The sequence below is a fragment of the Guptibacillus hwajinpoensis genome, assembly GCF_020524165.1.
GTDB lineage: Bacteria > Bacillota > Bacilli > Bacillales > Guptibacillaceae > Guptibacillus > Guptibacillus hwajinpoensis_D.
The window spans coordinates 660,130-678,997 of sequence record NZ_JAIVKU010000005.1; the positions used below are offsets into that span (position 1 = coordinate 660,130).

Annotated in this window: 22 protein-coding genes and 1 riboswitch; of the genes, 11 read left to right on the forward strand and 11 right to left on the reverse strand. The window is 40.8% G+C overall.

Annotated features, from left to right (window positions below; all coding sequences use genetic code 11):
* The first annotated feature begins 50 nt into the window (after window positions 1-50).
* The gene (gene glnA / locus LC090_RS16470) at window positions 51-1,373 is read left to right on the forward strand and encodes a type I glutamate--ammonia ligase (RefSeq protein WP_226659102.1); all 1,323 of its coding nucleotides are present in this window, start codon (window positions 51-53) and stop codon (window positions 1,371-1,373) included.
* Window positions 1,374-1,438: 65 nt separating this feature from the next.
* Here glnA and LC090_RS16475 read toward each other — a convergent pair whose 3' ends face one another.
* Window positions 1,439-1,609 (reverse strand): aspartyl-phosphate phosphatase Spo0E family protein, encoded by a 171-nt coding sequence (locus LC090_RS16475; protein WP_226659103.1) that lies wholly within the window; start codon window positions 1,607-1,609, stop codon window positions 1,439-1,441.
* Between the two features lie 202 nt (window positions 1,610-1,811).
* Window positions 1,812-1,912: riboswitch (purine riboswitch) on the forward strand.
* 68 nt (window positions 1,913-1,980) lie between these two features.
* Here LC090_RS16475 and LC090_RS16480 point away from each other — a divergent pair.
* Together LC090_RS16480 and LC090_RS16485 are read left to right on the forward strand one after the other, a co-directional pair.
* A complete protein-coding gene (locus LC090_RS16480; RefSeq protein ID WP_226659104.1) occupies window positions 1,981-3,273 on the forward strand; it encodes an NCS2 family permease in 1,293 nt (430 codons plus the stop codon).
* 132 nt (window positions 3,274-3,405) lie between these two features.
* Window positions 3,406-3,834 (forward strand): hypothetical protein, encoded by a 429-nt coding sequence (locus LC090_RS16485; protein ID WP_226659105.1) that lies wholly within the window; start codon window positions 3,406-3,408, stop codon window positions 3,832-3,834.
* A 52-nt stretch (window positions 3,835-3,886) separates the two neighbouring features.
* On the opposite strand, the gene LC090_RS16490 is transcribed toward LC090_RS16485, so the two are convergent.
* Window positions 3,887-4,438, reverse strand: a complete 552-nt coding sequence (locus LC090_RS16490) for a flavodoxin family protein (RefSeq protein WP_226659106.1) — start codon at window positions 4,436-4,438, stop codon at window positions 3,887-3,889.
* Window positions 4,439-4,587: 149 nt separating this feature from the next.
* Between LC090_RS16490 and LC090_RS16495 the strand changes: the two genes are divergently transcribed.
* The gene (locus LC090_RS16495) at window positions 4,588-5,466 is read left to right on the forward strand and encodes a LysR family transcriptional regulator (protein WP_226659107.1); all 879 of its coding nucleotides are present in this window, start codon (window positions 4,588-4,590) and stop codon (window positions 5,464-5,466) included.
* 82 nt (window positions 5,467-5,548) lie between these two features.
* Here LC090_RS16495 and LC090_RS16500 read toward each other — a convergent pair whose 3' ends face one another.
* Both LC090_RS16500 and LC090_RS16505 read right to left on the reverse strand, forming a co-directional pair.
* Window positions 5,549-5,791 (reverse strand): hypothetical protein, encoded by a 243-nt coding sequence (locus tag LC090_RS16500; RefSeq protein WP_226659108.1) that lies wholly within the window; start codon window positions 5,789-5,791, stop codon window positions 5,549-5,551.
* A 167-nt stretch (window positions 5,792-5,958) separates the two neighbouring features.
* Window positions 5,959-6,225 (reverse strand): hypothetical protein, encoded by a 267-nt coding sequence (locus LC090_RS16505; protein ID WP_226659109.1) that lies wholly within the window; start codon window positions 6,223-6,225, stop codon window positions 5,959-5,961.
* 178 nt (window positions 6,226-6,403) lie between these two features.
* Between LC090_RS16505 and LC090_RS16510 the strand changes: the two genes are divergently transcribed.
* Together LC090_RS16510 and LC090_RS16515 are read left to right on the forward strand one after the other, a co-directional pair.
* On the forward strand, window positions 6,404-7,978 hold the full coding sequence (locus LC090_RS16510) for a catalase (RefSeq protein WP_226659110.1): 1,575 nt from the start codon (window positions 6,404-6,406) through the stop codon (window positions 7,976-7,978).
* A gap of 244 nt (window positions 7,979-8,222) precedes the next feature.
* Window positions 8,223-9,182 (forward strand): sodium:calcium antiporter, encoded by a 960-nt coding sequence (locus LC090_RS16515; RefSeq protein WP_226659111.1) that lies wholly within the window; start codon window positions 8,223-8,225, stop codon window positions 9,180-9,182.
* Between the two features lie 50 nt (window positions 9,183-9,232).
* On the opposite strand, the gene LC090_RS16520 is transcribed toward LC090_RS16515, so the two are convergent.
* Complete coding sequence (locus LC090_RS16520) at window positions 9,233-10,009, reverse strand: SDR family oxidoreductase (protein ID WP_226659112.1); 777 nt, start codon at window positions 10,007-10,009, stop codon at window positions 9,233-9,235.
* A gap of 398 nt (window positions 10,010-10,407) precedes the next feature.
* On the opposite strand from LC090_RS16520, the gene LC090_RS16525 reads away from it, so the two are divergent.
* Together LC090_RS16525 and LC090_RS16530 are read left to right on the forward strand one after the other, a co-directional pair.
* Window positions 10,408-10,674, forward strand: coding sequence for a hypothetical protein (locus tag LC090_RS16525; RefSeq protein ID WP_226659113.1), 267 nt, complete (start codon window positions 10,408-10,410; stop codon window positions 10,672-10,674).
* 339 nt (window positions 10,675-11,013) lie between these two features.
* Window positions 11,014-11,862, forward strand: coding sequence for an STAS domain-containing protein (locus tag LC090_RS16530; RefSeq protein WP_226659114.1), 849 nt, complete (start codon window positions 11,014-11,016; stop codon window positions 11,860-11,862).
* Between the two features lie 80 nt (window positions 11,863-11,942).
* Here LC090_RS16530 and LC090_RS16535 read toward each other — a convergent pair whose 3' ends face one another.
* The 3 genes from LC090_RS16535 to LC090_RS16545 form a co-directional block, all read right to left on the reverse strand.
* The gene (locus LC090_RS16535) at window positions 11,943-12,146 is read right to left on the reverse strand and encodes a hypothetical protein (RefSeq protein WP_226659115.1); all 204 of its coding nucleotides are present in this window, start codon (window positions 12,144-12,146) and stop codon (window positions 11,943-11,945) included.
* A 16-nt stretch (window positions 12,147-12,162) separates the two neighbouring features.
* Complete coding sequence (locus LC090_RS16540) at window positions 12,163-12,366, reverse strand: PspC domain-containing protein (protein ID WP_226659116.1); 204 nt, start codon at window positions 12,364-12,366, stop codon at window positions 12,163-12,165.
* 79 nt (window positions 12,367-12,445) lie between these two features.
* A complete protein-coding gene (locus LC090_RS16545; RefSeq protein WP_226659117.1) occupies window positions 12,446-13,693 on the reverse strand; it encodes an ATP-binding protein in 1,248 nt (415 codons plus the stop codon).
* Between the two features lie 211 nt (window positions 13,694-13,904).
* Between LC090_RS16545 and LC090_RS16550 the strand changes: the two genes are divergently transcribed.
* Both LC090_RS16550 and LC090_RS16555 read left to right on the forward strand, forming a co-directional pair.
* On the forward strand, window positions 13,905-14,762 hold the full coding sequence (locus LC090_RS16550) for a GRP family sugar transporter (RefSeq protein WP_226659394.1): 858 nt from the start codon (window positions 13,905-13,907) through the stop codon (window positions 14,760-14,762).
* Between the two features lie 13 nt (window positions 14,763-14,775).
* A complete protein-coding gene (locus LC090_RS16555; RefSeq protein ID WP_226659118.1) occupies window positions 14,776-15,564 on the forward strand; it encodes a glucose-1-dehydrogenase in 789 nt (262 codons plus the stop codon).
* Here the strand turns inward: LC090_RS16555 and LC090_RS16560 are convergent.
* From LC090_RS16560 to LC090_RS16570, 3 genes are all read right to left on the reverse strand, one after another.
* Window positions 15,561-16,091: a GNAT family N-acetyltransferase gene (locus LC090_RS16560; RefSeq protein WP_226659119.1), complete on the reverse strand. Its 531-nt coding sequence runs from the start codon at window positions 16,089-16,091 to the stop codon at window positions 15,561-15,563. The two genes, LC090_RS16555 and LC090_RS16560, sit on opposite strands and share 4 nt — an antisense overlap.
* Window positions 16,092-16,236: 145 nt before the next feature.
* Complete coding sequence (locus LC090_RS16565) at window positions 16,237-16,437, reverse strand: hypothetical protein (RefSeq protein ID WP_226659120.1); 201 nt, start codon at window positions 16,435-16,437, stop codon at window positions 16,237-16,239.
* A 108-nt stretch (window positions 16,438-16,545) separates the two neighbouring features.
* Window positions 16,546-17,382 (reverse strand): formate/nitrite transporter family protein, encoded by an 837-nt coding sequence (locus LC090_RS16570; protein WP_226659121.1) that lies wholly within the window; start codon window positions 17,380-17,382, stop codon window positions 16,546-16,548.
* A gap of 250 nt (window positions 17,383-17,632) precedes the next feature.
* On the opposite strand from LC090_RS16570, the gene LC090_RS16575 reads away from it, so the two are divergent.
* Window positions 17,633-18,820: a cytochrome P450 family protein gene (locus LC090_RS16575; protein WP_226659122.1), complete on the forward strand. Its 1,188-nt coding sequence runs from the start codon at window positions 17,633-17,635 to the stop codon at window positions 18,818-18,820.
* The last annotated feature ends 48 nt before the right edge of the window (window positions 18,821-18,868 follow it).

Consider the following 18,868-nt stretch of genomic DNA (forward strand, 5'->3'; position numbering starts at 1 on the left):
TCATTAGAATGAACACTAACAAAAAAATTAAAGGTGAGGTTATTGAATCCATGACATTAACAAAGAATAGTATTCAACAGGACATCATGAAGGAAGCAAAAGAAAAGAAAGTCGAATTTATTCGTCTTGAATTTACGGACATGCTTGGTGAAACAAAGAACGTTGAACTTCCAATTGAAGAATTGGAAAGCGTTATGAACAATGAAGCCATGTTTGACAGCTCTTCCATTGCTGGTTTCTCTGATATCCAGGAAAGTGATATGTATCTCTTCCCTGATCTTGAAACGTTCAAAGTCCTACCGGACGCTGTTGATCAGGATTGCATCGCTCGCTTTATTTGCGACATTCATACACCCGATGGTGAACCATTCGAAGGAGACCCACGTTTCATTTTGAAAAGAGCCATGAAGGAAGCAGAAGATATGGGCTATACCGTTAACGTTGGTCCAGAACCAGAATTCTTCCTTTTCAAACTAGATAAAGACGGTTATCCAATTCGCAAGATGAATGACCGCGCAGGTTATTTCGATGCTTCACCTAAAGATAAAGGTGATCAGGTACGTCGTGATATTGTTCGTACGCTTAAGAAATTCGGTTTTGAAATGGAAGCTTCTCACCACGAAGTTGCGCAAGGACAGCACGAAATTAACTTCCGTTTCGATAGCGTCATTAAAGCGGCTGACAACATTCAAACGTTTAAAAACGTTGTAAAAGACGTTGCAACGAGCCATGATTACCACGCTACGTTTATGCCGAAGCCAATCGCTGGTGAAAATGGATCTGGTATGCACTGTCACCTTTCCCTCTTCACTGAAGGCAAAAGTGCATTTTTCGATGAAAACGATCCAGACGGCATTTCTAAAACAATGAAGCAATTTATGGCTGGGATTCTTTCTCATGCTAATGGTCTTGCAGCAATCACGAATCCGAACGTGAACTCTTATAAGCGTCTTGTTCCTGGTTACGAAGCACCTGTTAGTGTGGCTTGGTCTCACTCTAACCGTAGCTGTATGATTCGCGTTCCGACAACGCGTGGAATGGGTACTCGCTTTGAGATTCGTAACCCGGATCCAACAGCAAATCCTTACCTTACACTTGCTGCTGTTATTCATGCAGGTCTTGAAGGTATTCGTCACGATCTTGATGCTGGTGCGCCAGAAACACGTAACCTTTATGAAGTCGACACAGATGATGTGCCAACACTTCCAACAAACTTGAAGGAAGCAATTAAGTCACTTCGTGAAGATAAAGTTGTTATGGAAGCGCTAGGTGACCATACTTCTAAAGTGTATATCGAAGAAAAAGAAAAAGAATGGATTGAATATTCCCTAATGGTAAGCCAATGGGAAGTTGATCGCTACATGAATAAATAGAACAATACAAAAAGGAGCATCCTCATAGTAGAGGGTGCTCCTTTTCGCGTTTTCTGGAAAGTTTATTAATGATGGCACTTGTATTTTTTCAGCTTCTGATACTGAATAATTTTCTCGTCTAATCGTTTACTCAAAAGGAGAATTTTCCCGCTTGAGTAGTCATCTACTTCTTGTCCTAGATCATAAAGCACCAATCGCAACGTCTGAATTTCGTTTTCTAGATTCTGCAGCAACATAGCGCTCTCCCTCTATATTTGTCTTATATTTACATTACCATATAATAGGCTTCAATGTTTTGTATTCTTACAAATTACATAATTTTTAACATTTCCCTATTTATTTTTATATTTGTAATGCAAATTAGAAAACAATGAATACTAAGACATTAACGAAAACGATTGACCCGTCTTTCCTTCATTGTTATGATTCTCGTTATAAATTTATCATATGACTAAACCTTGTATAAGTTCAGGAATAGGGCCTGAACGTTTCTACCAGCTACCGAGAATGGCTTGTCTACAAGGAATTATGAAGTTTTTCATATTTCCTTGTGATGATGCTCTGGTTTCTGGCCAGAGTTTTTTTATTTGAATCAGGAGGGTCTACCATGAAAAACTTTTTCCAGTTCACAGAACGGGAAACGAATTATCGAAAAGAAACGTTAGCCGGGATAACAACGTTTTTATCTATGGCTTATATATTAGTTGTGAACCCCATTATTTTAAGTGAAGCGGGTATTGATAAAGGCGCACTTTTCACTGCAACCGCCTTATCCGCGATCGTCGGCTCCTTACTAATTGGGCTACTCGCAAACTTCCCTGTTGGCATCGCACCAAGTATGGGATTAAATTCTTTCTTCACCTTCTCTGTCGTTATTGGGATGGGGATTGATTGGGAAATTGCCTTAACAGGCGTGTTTATTGCCGGTATTATCTTTATGATTCTTAGCTTACTTAAAATTCGCGAGAAAATTATTAACGTGATTCCGAAAGATCTGAAACATGCGATCGCCGCCGGGATTGGATTCTTTATTGCCTTCGTTGGTCTTAAAAATGCAGGAATTGTCGTTGGAAATGAAGCCACCTTTATTTCAATCGGACAGCTGACAACGCCAACAACGGCACTAGCTGCTTTCGGATTTATTATTACGCTCATGATGCTAATCCGCGGCATTCGCGGCGGCATCTTCTATGGAATTGTGATTACAACGATCATTGGGATGATCATCGGTCTTGTTCAAGTTCCTACTTCAGTTGTCGGACAGGTACCAAGCCTTGAACCAACATTTGGCGTTGTTTTTCAGCATTTAGGAGATATTTTCACACCTGAGATTCTAGCCGTTATTTTTACGTTCCTATTCGTTGCCTTCTTCGACACGGCGGGTGCCCTTATCGCCGTTGCCAGTCAGGCTGGTCTTATGAAAGACAATCAAATTCCAAATGCGGGTCGCGCGCTACTTGCTGACTCAACGTCTGGTGTTGTTGGAGCGATCTTCGGGACATCAACTACCGCCTCTTTCGTAGAATCATCTGCAGGCGTTGCCGTTGGTGGCCGAACTGGCTTCACATCCGTTATTATCTCAGCCTGCTTCTTCATTGCGCTGTTCTTCTCACCAATTCTTGGTGTCATTACACCAGAAGTAACAGCTCCCGCTTTAATTATTGTCGGTGCCCTTATGGCAACTGAGGTCAAGCAGATTGATTGGAGCCGTTTAGAAGTAGTCATTCCAGCTTTTGTGACGATTATCATGATGCCTCTGACGTTCAGCGTTGCCACAGGTATCGCTCTAGGCTTTATTCTCTATCCTTTTGCGATGATCGCGAAAAAAGAATGGAAGCAAGTTCATCCGATTATGTATACGCTCGGTGGCTTATTTATTCTTTATTTCATCTTTCTCTAACATTTTGAAGGGACATTTCAGCTGAAATGTCCCTTCATCTGTTTGATCTATTATAAATAGTGGTAGTATTACGTTGGATAGTTTAAAATAGGGCATTAACGAAAGCTTCACACAAAGGTAGTGATAAAAAACATGTTATATATATGGGACGTTGAAAAAATCATTAAAGACACGCTAGAAGAGCATCAGTTATCAATAAACTATGAATTCAACAACGAGCTAACCGCTCCAATGAGCTATAACGTATCAACCAATACGATTAAGTTTAATTACTTACAAATGAACGGCTATCAAGCAAAAGTGAACTTTAAGCTTAAAGAGACGGAAGAAAACATCGCGTTGATCCTGCTATATCATGAAATAGGGTATTATTTAGATTTTAAGAAGCACAGACACGACCTTCGTATTTTAATGTATGAGGATGAAGAAGTTCAGCAAGAACTTCTTGCTGAAATCGAAGAAAATGCTTGGGAACAAGGGCGGAAATTGATTCCTGACGATTTAAAAGAATCGTATGATCAATTGAGAGAGATCGATCAACAGTTTCAAAACGGACAATAGTAGTTGAAAAAGGACGAAACCAAATGGGTCTCGTCCTTTTTGTATGATGAAATTACTTCGCTACATAAGCTTGAAATTCTTCTCGCCACTGCTTTGCTTTTTCTAATGCGAACCTGTCATCCTTTACCTCACCTGGTTTAACACCCGTACCGATGACATAATCCACAAACTCCATATTCACAAATTCAAAAATATAGCTGAATTGTTGGATCAGAGGAAGGGCTTTTACTTTTGCACTGCTTCCACCTGTGACAACCACATACGCCTTTTTCTTTGTAAGCTCTTCTTTTAAATTTAGTTTTTCATCACGAAGGTATTGCGACCAGCGATCAAAGAAGTTCTTCATCGGTCCACTCATGCCATACCAATAAAGAGGCGTTGAAAAGATGAGAACATCATGAGTTAACAAAAGATCAAGCACTTCTTCATAATCATCTTCTACTTTCGAAAAACCAGCTTCTGAATGCCGCTCATCCATTATGGCATTGATTTGTTTATCCGCAAGAGACACGATTGTGTGATCCGTCCCTTCCAGAATGGTTTCAGTTAGATACTGCGAATTTCCATTTTTACGCGTACTTCCTAATAACGCTAAAATCTTCATAGTCTATCTCCTTTATAAAAGTAAAGCTTTCACCATAGCCTACTTCTTAATGATTTTATTCAGATAATGGAAGTATAACATTGCATCAACCATCAATGTTATCTATAATATTCGATACTATCGATCGAAATTTTCAATGGAGGTATTGAATGGATTTAAGCTACTTTTATACGTTTAATGAAGTCGCCAAATCAGGAAGCTATACACAAACGGCTGAAGAACTTGGTTATGCCCAGTCTAGCGTTACGGCTCAGATTAAAAAGCTAGAAAAACATTATCAAGTGAAGTTATTTGAACGAGTCGGAAGGAAAATGAGATTAACTCAACCCGGAGAGCAACTGCATGCCTATGTCATCGATATCATCAAGCTCCTAGATGAAGCCGATGCAGAGCTTCGAACAGATACCAACTTAAAGGGAACGATTCGGATCGGAACCGGTGAGACCGTTGCAGCCTATTACATCACTCCTTATATTAAAGCCCTTAAAGAAAAACATCCTGAATTACAAATCCGCCTTGAATCAGGTCAATGTCAAAACTTAATCGGCGGCACGATCGATGGCACCTATGATATTACGATTTTATTGGATCGCTTACAGAAACATCCTGACTTAAAAACGATCCCAATTCATCAAGAAGAAATGGTGATGATTGCTCCTCCTCACCATCCTTTCACGATGCTTGCTACGTTGGAGCTCGAGAAATTAGCAGAGGAAACACTGATTCTAACGGAGGAAGGTTGTTCTTATCGCGTGCTTTTCGAACAAATCTTAAAGGAGGAAAACATACAAGCAAAGTCTGTCATCTCATTCAGTAGTCTTGAGGCCATTAAACAATGCGTGGCAGATAGCCTTGGAATTGCACTTCTACCTAGAATTGCAGTCGAACGAGACGTCCAAAATGATCGAGTCGCTATCATTCCATTTCAGCATCCTATTCCCATTTATACGCAAATCGTCTATCAACAGCGAAAATGGATGTCGGAACCACTTAAACAATTCATCTCATTATTTGGCGAAAAAAGGTGAACTTCAAACGCAAAAAAACATCTTCTTACTGAAGATGTTTTTTTCATCACATGTAATCCGTTTTTTAGGTTGATGGCCCACGTTAGTGGAAAAACTGAACGAGTCCTGCTGTTATTGAAATCACGCTAAGTCCCCAAAAAAGCAGCGTAATCTTCTTCTGCTTCTTCGTTTTCTCTTCGTTATAAACGAAATAAAGTGAGGCGAATACGGCAATACTGATGCAAAGGCGAAACAGAGATTCATGTTCCCCTGTAAATCCAAGCCAAATGATGCTGCTTATGGCCATAATCGCTATGAGTAAGATCAATGCTCTTATGTACTTCATTACCATCCCTCTCCTTTACGTCTTTCTCTTAAGCTAGACAGATAAACATTCCTCCTACACTCATTGAAACGATTACGCCGTAGTCAACTCCAGCACCGTTTCTGTTTAACAACCAAGTTAATTAATGCCACAAAAAACCTTTCATCTTCATTTAATCCTCTTTCTCCTTAAGAAGCTTTTTCATCAGCGGTTTGCATCTCTTTAAGAAAGTAAGCGCCAAGTAATAGAAACAGCATTGATCCTAGCAAACTATACAATCCGATAAATCCGAACCAGTACCCTACTGGATTAAGGGCCGCACTAATCATGAAACAAATGGGTGAGATGGCTGATTTCATTCCCGTTAAGCCTGCTCGTTTTCTTCTTTTTATCTGAACATAGATTCCTATCAGAAAAACGATTACGAAAACAATCGTTAAGACGATTTCAATCATTGCTTATACTCCTTTCCCATAAAATCGCTTTCTTTCTTTACGACTCAGAAGACGCTAAAGTTTCACTCCTTAAGAAAGCAAATAATCAACGAACCTCACAACCAAAATTTAACTATATAAACAGTATAAGGAACTAGAGGTTGGGGATAATTTGAACGAGAGAGAAGGAGGATTTCCATTGAACAAAGAGCCAAATCAATCTAAGAATGAATATTCATCTGACGAAACGCTGACAAATCGTCAAGGTCACCCTGTCACGGATAATCAAAATGTAAGAACGGTTGGAAATCGTGGCCCCACTACGCTAGAGAATTACGATTTCCTTGAAAAAATTAGTCATTTCGATCGTGAACGTACGCCTGAACGGGTTGTCCATGCACGAGGCGCAGGGGCGCACGGTTATTTTGAATCCTACGGAAAAGTTGGGGATGAGCCGATTTCAAACTATACACGCGCAAAGGTATTCACTGAAGTTGGCAAACAAACCCCTGTCTTCGTCAGATTCTCTACTGTCGTTCACGGGACTCATTCACCTGAAACACTGCGTGATCCAAGGGGATTTGCAGTAAAGTTCTACACGGAAGACGGCAACTGGGATTTGGTTGGCAACAACTTGAAAATCTTTTTTATTCGTGATCCTCTTAAATTCCCTGACATGGTACATTCGTTTAAACCAGATCCTGTGACGAACAGGCAAGACATGGAGCGGATGTTTGATTTTCTATGCCAGACACCTGAATCCATGCAGATGGTAACCTTCCTATTTTCACCTTGGGGCATCCCAGCAAACTTCCGGCATATGCAGGGATCTGGTGTACACGCCTACAAATGGGTAAATAAAGATGGAAAAGCCGTTCTCGTCAAGTACCACTGGGAACCTGTTCAGGGAATTCGTAACCTGACTCAAAAAGAAGCCGATCACATTCAATCAACGAACTTTAACCATGCAACACAGGACCTCTATGAAGCGATTGAAAATGGAGATTTCCCTGAATGGGAGCTTTACGTTCAGATTATGGAAGATGGCGAACATCCTGAATTGGACTTTGACCCGTTAGACCCGACAAAACTCTGGTATAAAGAGGATGTCCCCTGGCACAAAGTAGGTAAAATGGTGCTCAATAAAAATCCTGAAAATTATTTCGCTGAAGTCGAGCAAGCAGCCTTTGGTACTGGCGTACTTGTCGATGGTCTTGATTTCTCAGATGATAAGCTTTTGCAAGGAAGAACCTACTCGTATTCCGACACGCAGCGCTATCGAGTTGGGTCAAACTATTTGCAGTTACCGATCAATAAGCCCGCAAAGCACGTTGCCACTAATGAAAGTGCTGGCCAAATGGATTTCAGGCAAGATTACGGGAAGCATCAAAACCCTCATGTCAACTATGAGCCATCCATAATTGGAGGATTAAAAGAAGCGGTCAACCCTGGAAAAGAATACGAGCCATACGTGGAGGGTAAGCTACAACGCAAGAAAATCTCAAGAGAAAACAATTTCGGACAGGCTGGTGAAACGTACCGAAGAATGAAGGATTGGGAACGAGATGATTTGATCTCAAATCTCGCCATTGCGCTTGCAGACTGCCGCGAAGAAATTCAGAAGCGGATGATTTCGATGTTAACGGAATGCGATAAAGAATATGGAAACCATGTCAGTGAGCAATTGAAGTCACTTCACACTTCTACTGAGAAGAAAATGGATGGAGCTGTTCAGGAGGCGGAGAAAAAAAGCCTTCCTTCTGATCCTTATTAACAAAAGGGAGACAGTTATCTTAAGTGAAGCATATACATTTCCCATCCCCTTCTAATTGACTTTAAATTTAAACCAAGCTATAGTTAACTTAACAAGGGGAGTAGCGACCGGTAACGGCTGATGAATCATCAATACGGTATGTATATACCTGGTTCATCGGGCTAAATTTTTAGTACGCAAGACCTTGGTACAATTTTGTTGTGCCAGGGTTTTTTTTGTATGCGCTGGCGGAGAGGAGTTACACATGATTATTTTGATCTTCCTTCTTGCAGCAGCCGTTGTTGTCGGGGCCGCTATTTACCTGAATCAGTTCGGTGATGTGATTAGCAAGAAGTCATCTTTAAGCGGAGCCGTTGTTGGAACATTTCTGATTGCAGGGGCAACGTCTTTGCCTGAGTTAACAACGAGTCTAACAGCTGTCTATATTGATAATCCAGATATTGCAGTCGGTAATATGCTCGGAAGCAATGTCTTTAATCTATTAATTCTAGCGGTGGTTGATGTTATTTATCGAAGACGGAGATTGTATCAGAAGGTGAACACGAAAGCGCATGTGCCTTCTGCTCTGGTTGGTCTTCTTTTTCTTGCCATTCTCATTGTCGCGTTAGTATTACCAGGCACGATTTCCATCTTTGGTGTTGGAATCGAAATGGTCATTATTGTTCTCCTGTATGTGCTTTCGATGAAAACTATTTCGGAGGATGACGGTAAAGAAGAAGACATCCCTACAAAAGATATTTCGCTTCGTACCGCAGTGATCGGATTTATTGTTGCCGCGTTGATTGTTTTTGTTTCAGGTAGCATTCTATCCATTGCAGGTGACCGCCTAGCTGAAGTGACGGGTATGAATGCAAGCTTTGTCGGTAGCTTTCTAATTGCCGCGTCTACTTCTCTACCAGAACTTGTCACAGTTCTCGCAGCTTTTAAACTAGCAAACTACAATATGGCGATTGGTTCGATTCTTGGTAGTAACCTGTTCAATATCCAACTTCTAGTACTCACTGATGTGCTATATAGAGAAGGTCCGATCCTTGCTGCGGTTGATCTGTCTCATATCTTTATCGCTTGTCTAGGATTGTTGATGACGATTGTGATCATGTACTTGCTCCTTCGACCATCAACTGTGCGTAGTTCATGGCGCTATGCTGCCCCATCACTTGTCATGGCTTTGCTCTATGTCGTTGTTTCCTACGTTTTATTCTAGTAAAGAAAGCGTGCTGACATCATGTCAGCACGCTTTCTTCCATTCTTCTTTTAATCGCGAAAACCACCATCCGAATGAATAATCTGTCCTGTTATCCAACTCGCTGCATCACTCGCTAGGAAACTCACTAAGCGTGCTGCATCCTCCGGCATTCCAATTCGACCCGTAGGAAATTTCGGTTTTAAGAAGTTCTGTGTTGCATCATCCATATAGCCTGAATTCGTCGGACCCGGGTCAATGGCATTAACCGTAATATGATTGGAAGCGACCTCAGTTGCAAATGAAGTGGTAAAAGCAGAGATCGCACCCTTGGTCGTAATATATGGCAGGTTCCCAGGCTGAGGACTTTTATCCTGTCCGGAAACGAAATTGATGATTCGTCCACCAAAAGCATTTTTCTTAAGGTACTTCGCAAATGCAACAGATAGCATGCACGTCCCTCTCACATTCACCGCATAATGCTCATCAAGCACATCTGATGTTAATTCTTCATGACTCATTTCCACACAGTGTGTCGCGTTATTCACTAGAATCGAAAACTGGCCTTGCATTTGTTGAACACGTTCCAAAAGTTGCTCAGGTGCATCCTTTTTACTTAAATCCAGTTCCATTGATTCAACATTCACACCATGCTCTCTTAGTTCATTTTCAAATCGCTCAGCCCAGTTCTTTTCTGCATCTTCGTAGCCCGTTTTAAAATCATATGACGAAAAATGAGTGAAAAACAATTGGAAGCCTTCCCGAGCTAACTCCCGACAGATCGCAGCTCCAATCCCACGCGGACGGCTTGCACCTGTTACAATGGCAATATTCTTAGTATGATTCATTTTGACTTCCTCCCTTTTGAAGAAACCCCCGTACACTTATGAAAGGGGATGGCAAAAAAGGACAGAGCCAAGCACCTGTCCCAATTATCTATCAATTATGAACGTGGTGAACCTGCACTAGCTTCATTTACAGATCTATTCCCTCATTCAAAATAGACTTTTCTGTTAAACCATGACAAGGTTTCTCCACACATGTCCATAATCCCTTTCCTTTCATCTCCATTTTCAACTATATCAAAGCGATACTTTTAAATGCAAGAAAATTCAGTTAGATACCCAAACTATTAGGAATTGTCAATCAGCTTTTGAAGATTAATATCTTTAATTCGAGAATTATGAGTTTAAAATATTTATCGTAGTGGAAAAAAGATACGACTACCAAAATAAGGAGAAACGGCATGCCCAATCGAGAAACGATTATTCAACGGCTAATCGAGAAAGACGAAGATTCTTTAAAAGAATTGTACGATACGTATCATCGTCACCTCTCACACCTTCTCACAAATACAGGAACTGATTCTAGCGATCATGAGAAAATCATGACGAAGCTTTTTTGTTTAATATGGTCATCCCCTACGATTCTCACTAAGGACAAACACCTTTCTGTCGCACTAACAAAACTCTGCCTTAAATTGATCAAAGGCCCCTATACCAGCGCTTCTTAATTCTCGACTTCATCTATCTATTGTTAAAAATACAGGTGAAGTTTTTTTATCTTTTTTTCCTCTCATCCTTTCAGCGTTTATCGTCTTTCGTTCACTTCTTCTCTTATCGGGATGTTACACAATTGTTATGTTTAAAAAAGCAATTAAGTTCGTGGATTTTGTAAAACCTTGTTATAATAGTTTTATAATAGTTGTAAAGTCAATTACCTACCTATTACCATCATATTGTTCCGATTCAAAAGATGCCAACATTATGGATACTTCCGTGATACGAGTGGATGAAATGATACACACTACGAAATAAAGAACGAATTCAGGTATCGAGAGGAGCATATTTGCATGCAACGTAACAAGGAACTTCATCAATTTTTATTAACAAAAGCTGAACAGCTAACGGAAGATTGGTATGCGTCACTCGACAAGAGCGGCACTGGTGTCTATGCCTCTACTGATCCAGAGGTTATTCGGGAGTTAAAGTCACAAAATCTCGAGTTTCACCAGCACTTATGCAAAATATTTATTATGGAAAAAAGCGCCTTTTTTAACGAATTCGATGATTGGGTTAAGGAGATCGGACGTGATCCTGAGCATTTGAATACACCTACCCACCTTATCATGAGAGAATTCCAGCGTGTACGCGAACAATACATGGATTTCATCGAGGAGTATTCCAGAACGACCGAAGACCTCGTTTCACAAAAAAGCCTTGATATTTGGAAACATGCGATTATTGAAGCGATTGATGTCGTCATGACGCGAGTAGTCGAAGAAAAATCCATGCATTTAAATGCTCGCATTGAAGAACAGCAGCAAACCATCAATGAACTTAGCTCACCGCTTATCGATCTACCAGACGGAAAAGCGCTTCTCCCTCTTGTTGGTGATATTGATTCCGATCGAGCAACTGCTATTTTCGAGAATACGCTCGAAGGATGTACAACGAAACGAGTCGATCACCTTTTTATTGATTTATCTGGCGTCTATCTCGTTGATACAAGAGTTGCGCAACAAATTTTCCAGTTGATTACAGGTCTTAAGTTAATCGGGGTTACGACAACCTTATCCGGTATTCGCCCTGAAATTGCTCAGACTGCCGTTCAACTTGGTATTGATTTTGGTGAAATACGCATTACTTCTAACCTTGCGCAGGCTATTTCTTCGGAAGCCACTTTATCAACGAAAGAATAAACGCTATTCATACAAAAGGAACTCCTTCGAGATAGGAGTTCCTTTCTTTCATTACATCAATAAATTAATCTTTCGTTTCACTAGCTATACAACTTACTTTCCTTCAAATACTTCTTCAACTGCCAGCTATTGGTCAGAACCCCCACAAACCCAGTCGTCGCAAAAATGGCAGAAAGCGTTGTTGAAAATAACGCCATCCACCCAAATAGCGAGATTAGCCCCATGCAAAAAAGAAAAAAGGAACTAATCATGGCTACAACATTGTAAAATCCATTTCTCTTCATCTCTACCTCCTTACCTCTACTGGTTATTTTGCACTTCTTGATCCGTTGGTAAAATGATCGCAGCCGCGATATAGATGAGCACAAATAATCCTGAAGTAAAAAGTGATAAAGCAAAGTAGGCAATTCTGAGAATGCTTGCATCAATGTTAAAGATTTCGCTTGCTCCTCCGAGAACACCAGAAAGTTGCTTGTTTGTTGTGGACTTATAAAACTTTTTCATGAATTTAGCCTCCAATCGTTTCTTCTATTGTTTACGAATCCCTTACTAGAAGGTTTCACATTTATGCTCATTTCGTTTTTTATATTTCAAATAAAAGATGTACGGTCGTTCCCACACCCGGCGTACTCGCATAAATGATTTCCCCATTCATGGCTTGAACGATGCTATGAGAAACCATCATTCCAAGGCCTGTCCCCTTTTCTTTCGTTGTAAAAAACGGCTGCCCCATTCGCGTTAACTGATCTTCTGTCATTCCAATTCCCGTATCCTTTATACTAATTTTTAGTTTTTGACCCTCTAACACCGCTACGACTTCTAACGTTCCCCCGTCAGGCATAGCTTCAATCGCATTTTTAAAAATGTTCATTAAACACTGCTGGAACTTGCGCTTTTCCGATTGAATGAAGGTTGATGGAAGATCGATTTTCGTAGTAATGGTCACATCTTTTAGGGTAGCAAGGGGTGTAATGACACTGACACTATAAGCAATTTCACCTGCAACATCGATTTCCTCAACATCTTCTGGAAATGGTTTTGCGAAAGTTAAATAATCATTAATAATTTCCGTCGCTCGATCGAGTTCTTGAATCGCGAGTCCCATATACTCTTTCGTCTGCTTGCTTTTGAGATCACTATCAATTAATTGAAGGAACCCTCGACTAACGGTAAGAGGATTACGAACTTCGTGTGAAATACTTGCTGCGAGATGACTAACAACTTCTAATTTCTGACCTTCCATCACTGATTGCAGCAATTTAAACTGATTAAGAAATACTTCGTAGACAAGTGTGGCAAGTAGTACTCCAAGCAGACTTGTTACGTTAAATAGGATCCATGAAGACGTATGAATTTGCGTTTCAAAAAACGTTAAGGAGATGACGGTAGATGAAACTCCTACCATTAAATCAATACTTGCGGCCACAAGAAGTTTTTGCTTTAAGCTGTATTCAAGAAACCTTGAGGAGACCATTGAGGCCACAATTGTTAGGAGAGTAAAGGATAACAGGGTCGAGTAGAATCCCGTTCCACCCAAAGTAAAACGATACCCAAGAGTAACAATTAGATAAACAATCGCTACCCACTTTCCCCCGTAAAGGGCACCAAGAATAAAAGGAATTCTTCTAAAATCCAATATAAAATTATCATCCACGACAACGGGATAAACCATACACAAAATAATGGCTATGCCAGGAAATAACGTTAACAACCATCCAGAAGATTTTTTCAAAAAGTTTGTGTGCTTCAGCAAGTATAGAATCTGAATAATACTGAGCGGAGCGAAAACAAGTAATAGATTTAGAAGTAGATTTTTTGCAGTTAACAGCATTTAAAGCATCACCACACTTTTGAAATTAGTAAGTTAGTCATAGTAAAAATTCTTTTTTTTATGTCCTAAGTCCTCTTTATTTCCCACATGTATTTTATTTCCATTGTTTAAGGCCGCTTATCTGTCAAATTGGAAACGGATAAAAAGACTAAAAAAGAGATACGTTAAGAGTGTTATCCCATCCTATTGTAAATAAGCAGGTGGTTAAATGATCGAAATACTAATCGCGCTCATTCCCGCTGTCATGTGGGGAAGTATTCTGCTCGTTAGCACGAAGCTTGGTGGTGAGCCTTACAACCAGGTCGTCGGAACAACCATTGGGGCCCTTCTCTTTTCAATTGTGGTGTACTTTTTCACGACACCGCACTTTACAACGGCTGCGTTGATTGTGGGCTTTATTTCGGGACTATTCTGGTCTGTTGGCCAGATGAATCAATTTAAAGCCGTTGCTTTTCTTGGCGTATCAAAAACACTTCCAATCTCCACAGGACTTCAACTTGTCGGTACATCATTATTCGGCGTGATTGCATTTGGCGAGTGGTCTTCCACCACGAAACTCACGATTGGAATTGGCGCTCTCATTCTTATTGTAGCCGGGGTGATCTTCACTTCTTATGAGAAATCAGAAGAAAGTGAAGCAGAAGGAAAAAGTGATCTAGCTAAGGGATTTACAATTTTGCTATTATCGACTGCTGGATATGTAGGCTATGTCGTCATCATCAGGTGGTTTTCCATTGATGGATGGACGGCGATTCTTCCGCAAGCAGTCGGTATGGTTGTTGGCGCACTCGCTCAAAGCCTTCATCACAAACCATTTAACAAATACACGCTTCGAAACGGCATACCAGGCCTAATGTGGGCAAGTGGAAATCTTGCACTTCTTCTCTCAATTCCTCGTGTCGGAACGGCAACGAGCTTTTCGCTCTCCCAGACTGGAATTATCATCTCAACTCTCGGAGGGATTTTTCTCTTAGGCGAACGAAAAACGAAGAAACAACTTGTCTTTGTTATTCTAGGATCGATCTTAATTATTATCGGTGGCGTAATGCTCGGGTTCACCAAAAAATAGGGAGGTTTCTTAAATGGTCTATAAGGAATTAAAGGGAAAAGTGGCAATCGTTACTGGAGCTGCTTCTGGTCTTGGGAAAGCGATTGCCATTCGTTTTGGTTCGGAAGGGATGAAAGTCGTCGTCAACTATTTATCAAAAGAAGACGAGGCTGCAAAAGTCGTGGAAGAGATCAAACGCTCTGGCGGAGAGGCAATCGCTGTGCAAGCAGATGTTTCGAAAGAAGTTGATGTTGAAAAGTTAATCACTGCTGCTCATGAGCATTTCGGAACCTTAAATGTGATGATGAACAATGCAGGAATCCAGAAGGAAATTCCTTCTCATAAAATGACGTTAGACGATTGGAATAAGGTGATTTCCGTTAACCTTTCGGGAACGTTCCTCGGCTCTACCAAAGCGATTAATTACATGATCGAGCATAAAATTAAAGGTGCTATCATTAACATGTCGAGCGTTCATGAGGTTGTGCCATGGCCTCACTTTGTCCATTACGCCTCAAGTAAAGGCGGAATGAAGATGCTAACTCAAACGCTTGCTCTTGAATACGCACCTTACGGGATTCGTGTAAATAACATTGGACCAGGGGCCATTAACACGCCTATTAATGCAGAGAAATTTTCAGATCCCAAGACAAAGAAAGACGTGCTCTCTATGATCCCAATGAAAGAAATCGGTGAGCCAGCTCAAATCGCCTCCATCGCTGCTTTTTTAGCCTCGGATGAAGCGAGCTATGTCACAGGTATTACGCTATTTGCTGACGGCGGGATGAAGCTTTATCCTGCTTTCCAGGCTGGAAGAGGCTAGAATTCATTCTCCCCTTCGCTCCTCTTTTCACTTGCGTATAAATCAAGTTGTTTCTCCCATTTCGTAATCGTACGGTTATATGTCATGCCAATTCGCTTCGCTACCTTTAGCGAAGCTTTATTTCGTGGATCAATTAATGAAATTAGCCTGGAAAGACCTAACTCTTTGAAGGCATACTTTTTACATGCAAATGCTGCTTCCGTTGCATAGCCATTCCCCCAATATCGTTTCGCAAAAAGATAGCCTAGTTCCACCTCAACACCGAGAACCAATTTTTGAAGAACGAGTCCGCACTGACCTAGAAATTGACCAGTTTCTTTGTCTTCAACGATCCACATCCCAAAGCCATAGACTTTATAGTGATGCAACGTCCACTCGATCCACTTCACCGTATCATGTCGATTTTTACAGGACGGGTAATACGCCATCACTGCTTTATCTGAAAATAATTCGAGAAGAGCATCCTCATCTTCTGGCACCATTTTTCGTAAAATCACTCGCTCTGTCGAAAAGATATGCGTTTTCATTGAGTTCTTCACCTCTTCCGCATCAAAAAAAGAGTTACAATCATTTTCTGATAGTAACTCCCCCTTCCATTAGCTTATACGTATTGGCAGAAAACATTCCCTCCAATAGGAGGACGCTCACTCTCTTCCTCATCCTGATCGTTTGTTAAAGAGCTTTTCCGTGCCGATTATGCTGTTCATATTCTCCAAATTCCATCGCCTCCAATATGGCTTCTTCAGAAAAGCCTGTCAGAATGGAGATTTGTCGTATGTCACATGCCTTTTTTTGGTGCTGCTTAATGAATTGAATCGCTACCATTGCTTGATACAAAACTTTTGTGTATTTGCTTAATAGCTGTTGACTCATTGAGCGTCGGCCACTTCCTCTCCTGGATGAGAGAAGAGAGGAGCATCTCTCCCTTATACATTAACCTACCACTCTTATCGTCACGTTCCAACACGAATGACTGAATTTTTACAATTTATTATGAAAAACTTTTGTGGAAGCGATTAAAACTGGTTTTGTTTGGGTTTCCTTCCTTTTTATAGGTTCATTCAAGAAGAAAAATAGCACCCCAACAAAGAATCCTCCTCCTACAATGTTACCAAGTGTAACGGGAATAAGATTGTGAAAAAAACCAGCCAGGTTGATCACCTCAGAATGTGGAGAAGTGAATGAAATAAGAAAAACAGCGAGATTCGCAATGCTGTGTTCGTATCCTGATGTAAAAAAAGTGAAAACGAGAAGCATCATGATGAGCATCCTTGCCGTGTCTCCTTTCACACGAAGAGGTAACCATACCGCCAAGCACACGAGCCAATTGGCGAAAATGGCCCTAAAAAACAAGTAAGAAGTTGGAAGCGTCATTTTCTTTTCTGCGACAGTTAATAGTAAATGATCCGCTCTAATCGTCTGAAAAACACCGCTAAAATAAAGCAATAGGGTAAATAAGAGGATGCCAAGAAAATTCCCACCATAGCATGTTACCCATACGAGCAGCGTATCTTTCCAAGACGTTGCTTTTTTCATAGAGCTTATTGTCAGATACATCGTATTGGATGTGAACAATTCCCCTCCTCCATACACAATAAGGATAAACGCGATTCCAAAAAACAGCGCCGTCATCACATAGGTCGCCGGTGAATGGACTTCATAGAAAAACTGTCCAACTGTAAAGCTTAATACTAAAGCAAACCCTATATATGCTCCTGCTAACATGGCGCGAAGCAAATAATGCGGCATACTCGTCGAAAGCAAGTCTCGCTTAGATACCGCACTCTCGCAGATTTTCTCAATCGTTTCCTTTTCCATCTCCTCCAGCTCCAATCTCATGTTCAATACTTCACATTTTATAGTTATAGTGTAAAACTACTCTCCTCCTTCAACAACCCATTCCAATTGACTGTTTCATTTCAGACACAATGAAAACGTCTTCTATATGAAACCGTAAGAAAGTGTGACCTTTCATACTGTTTGTTGAGAAACATTTCCTTTTCCTCTATACTAAATGTATTGACTGACCAGTCAGTTATTCACTGGAACTTTAAAGGAGGAACATCGTATGCAATCAGTTGAAGCCGTCTATCAATCGAACTTTAAAGAAGGCGCATATGACTATTATGAAAACCTGCGCCAAAGCGAGCCTATTACGTCACTCGGGAATTCGAATGGAAACACCACCTGGCTTGTGGCATCCTATGATGATGTTCTCGAATTGCTAAAACGCCCTTCCTTTATTAAAGATCAATCGAAATTGTTTTCAAGAAGCGCTCGTATTGAGGATGAGCCTCTTGAAACAAAAATTTTTCATCACATGATGCTCGATGTTGACCCACCTGATCACACGCGGTTACGAAAACTGGTACAACCTGGTTTTAATCCAAAAGCGATTAAAGAACTAACCCCTCGAATTGAAGCGATCGCTGATCAATTAATTGAGGAGATGAAGCACAAAGAGGAGGCTGACTTGATCGATGATTTCGCCTTTCCACTGCCGATTATCGTGATCTCTGAATTGCTGGGTGTTCCCCCAGAAGACCGAAATAAATTTAGAAAGTGGTCAAACTCCATTGTTTCAGCGTCTGATAACATGGAAGGGGAATTCATGAACGATGTTCGGGAGTTTACCGAGTACCTCACCTCTCTTTTTGAAAAGAGAAAAGCGGATCCACAAGATGATTTAATCTCCAATCTCATTAAACATGAGGAAGATGGAGAGAAATTAAGTTCAGATGAGCTCTATTCAATGGTGTTTCTCTTGATTATTGCCGGTCATGAAACAACGGTTAACTTGATTGGAAATGGCATGCTTGCGCTCTTCGAACATCCCGATCAGCTAAAGTTACTGCAAAATGACTTTTCGTTAACAGAAGGGGCCATCGAAGAAGCGCTTCGCTATTATAGTCCCGTTGACTTCTCTACCGCTCGCTGGGCTGAAGAGGACTTTGAATTTAAAGGGGTTCAGCTTAAAAAAGGGGATATGGTTCTCGCGTCCATTTCATCTGCCAACCGCGATGAAAAGAAATTTGAAAACCCCAATCAGTTCGATATTACTCGTAAGCCAAATCCGCACATTGCCTTTGGATACGGCATCCACTTCTGCCTCGGCGCTCCACTTGCTAGATTGGAAGGAAAAATTGCTTATCAAAAGTTACTCGCCGCCTTCCCTTCCATTCAGCTGGCTGAAGATCCAAAATGGCGAAATATGTTTTTACTGCGTGGACTTGAGGGGCTTAAAGTGAAGCTATAGTAGAAAAGCTGCTTCCACAAGATTGTGGAAGCAGCTTTATGTTGACTG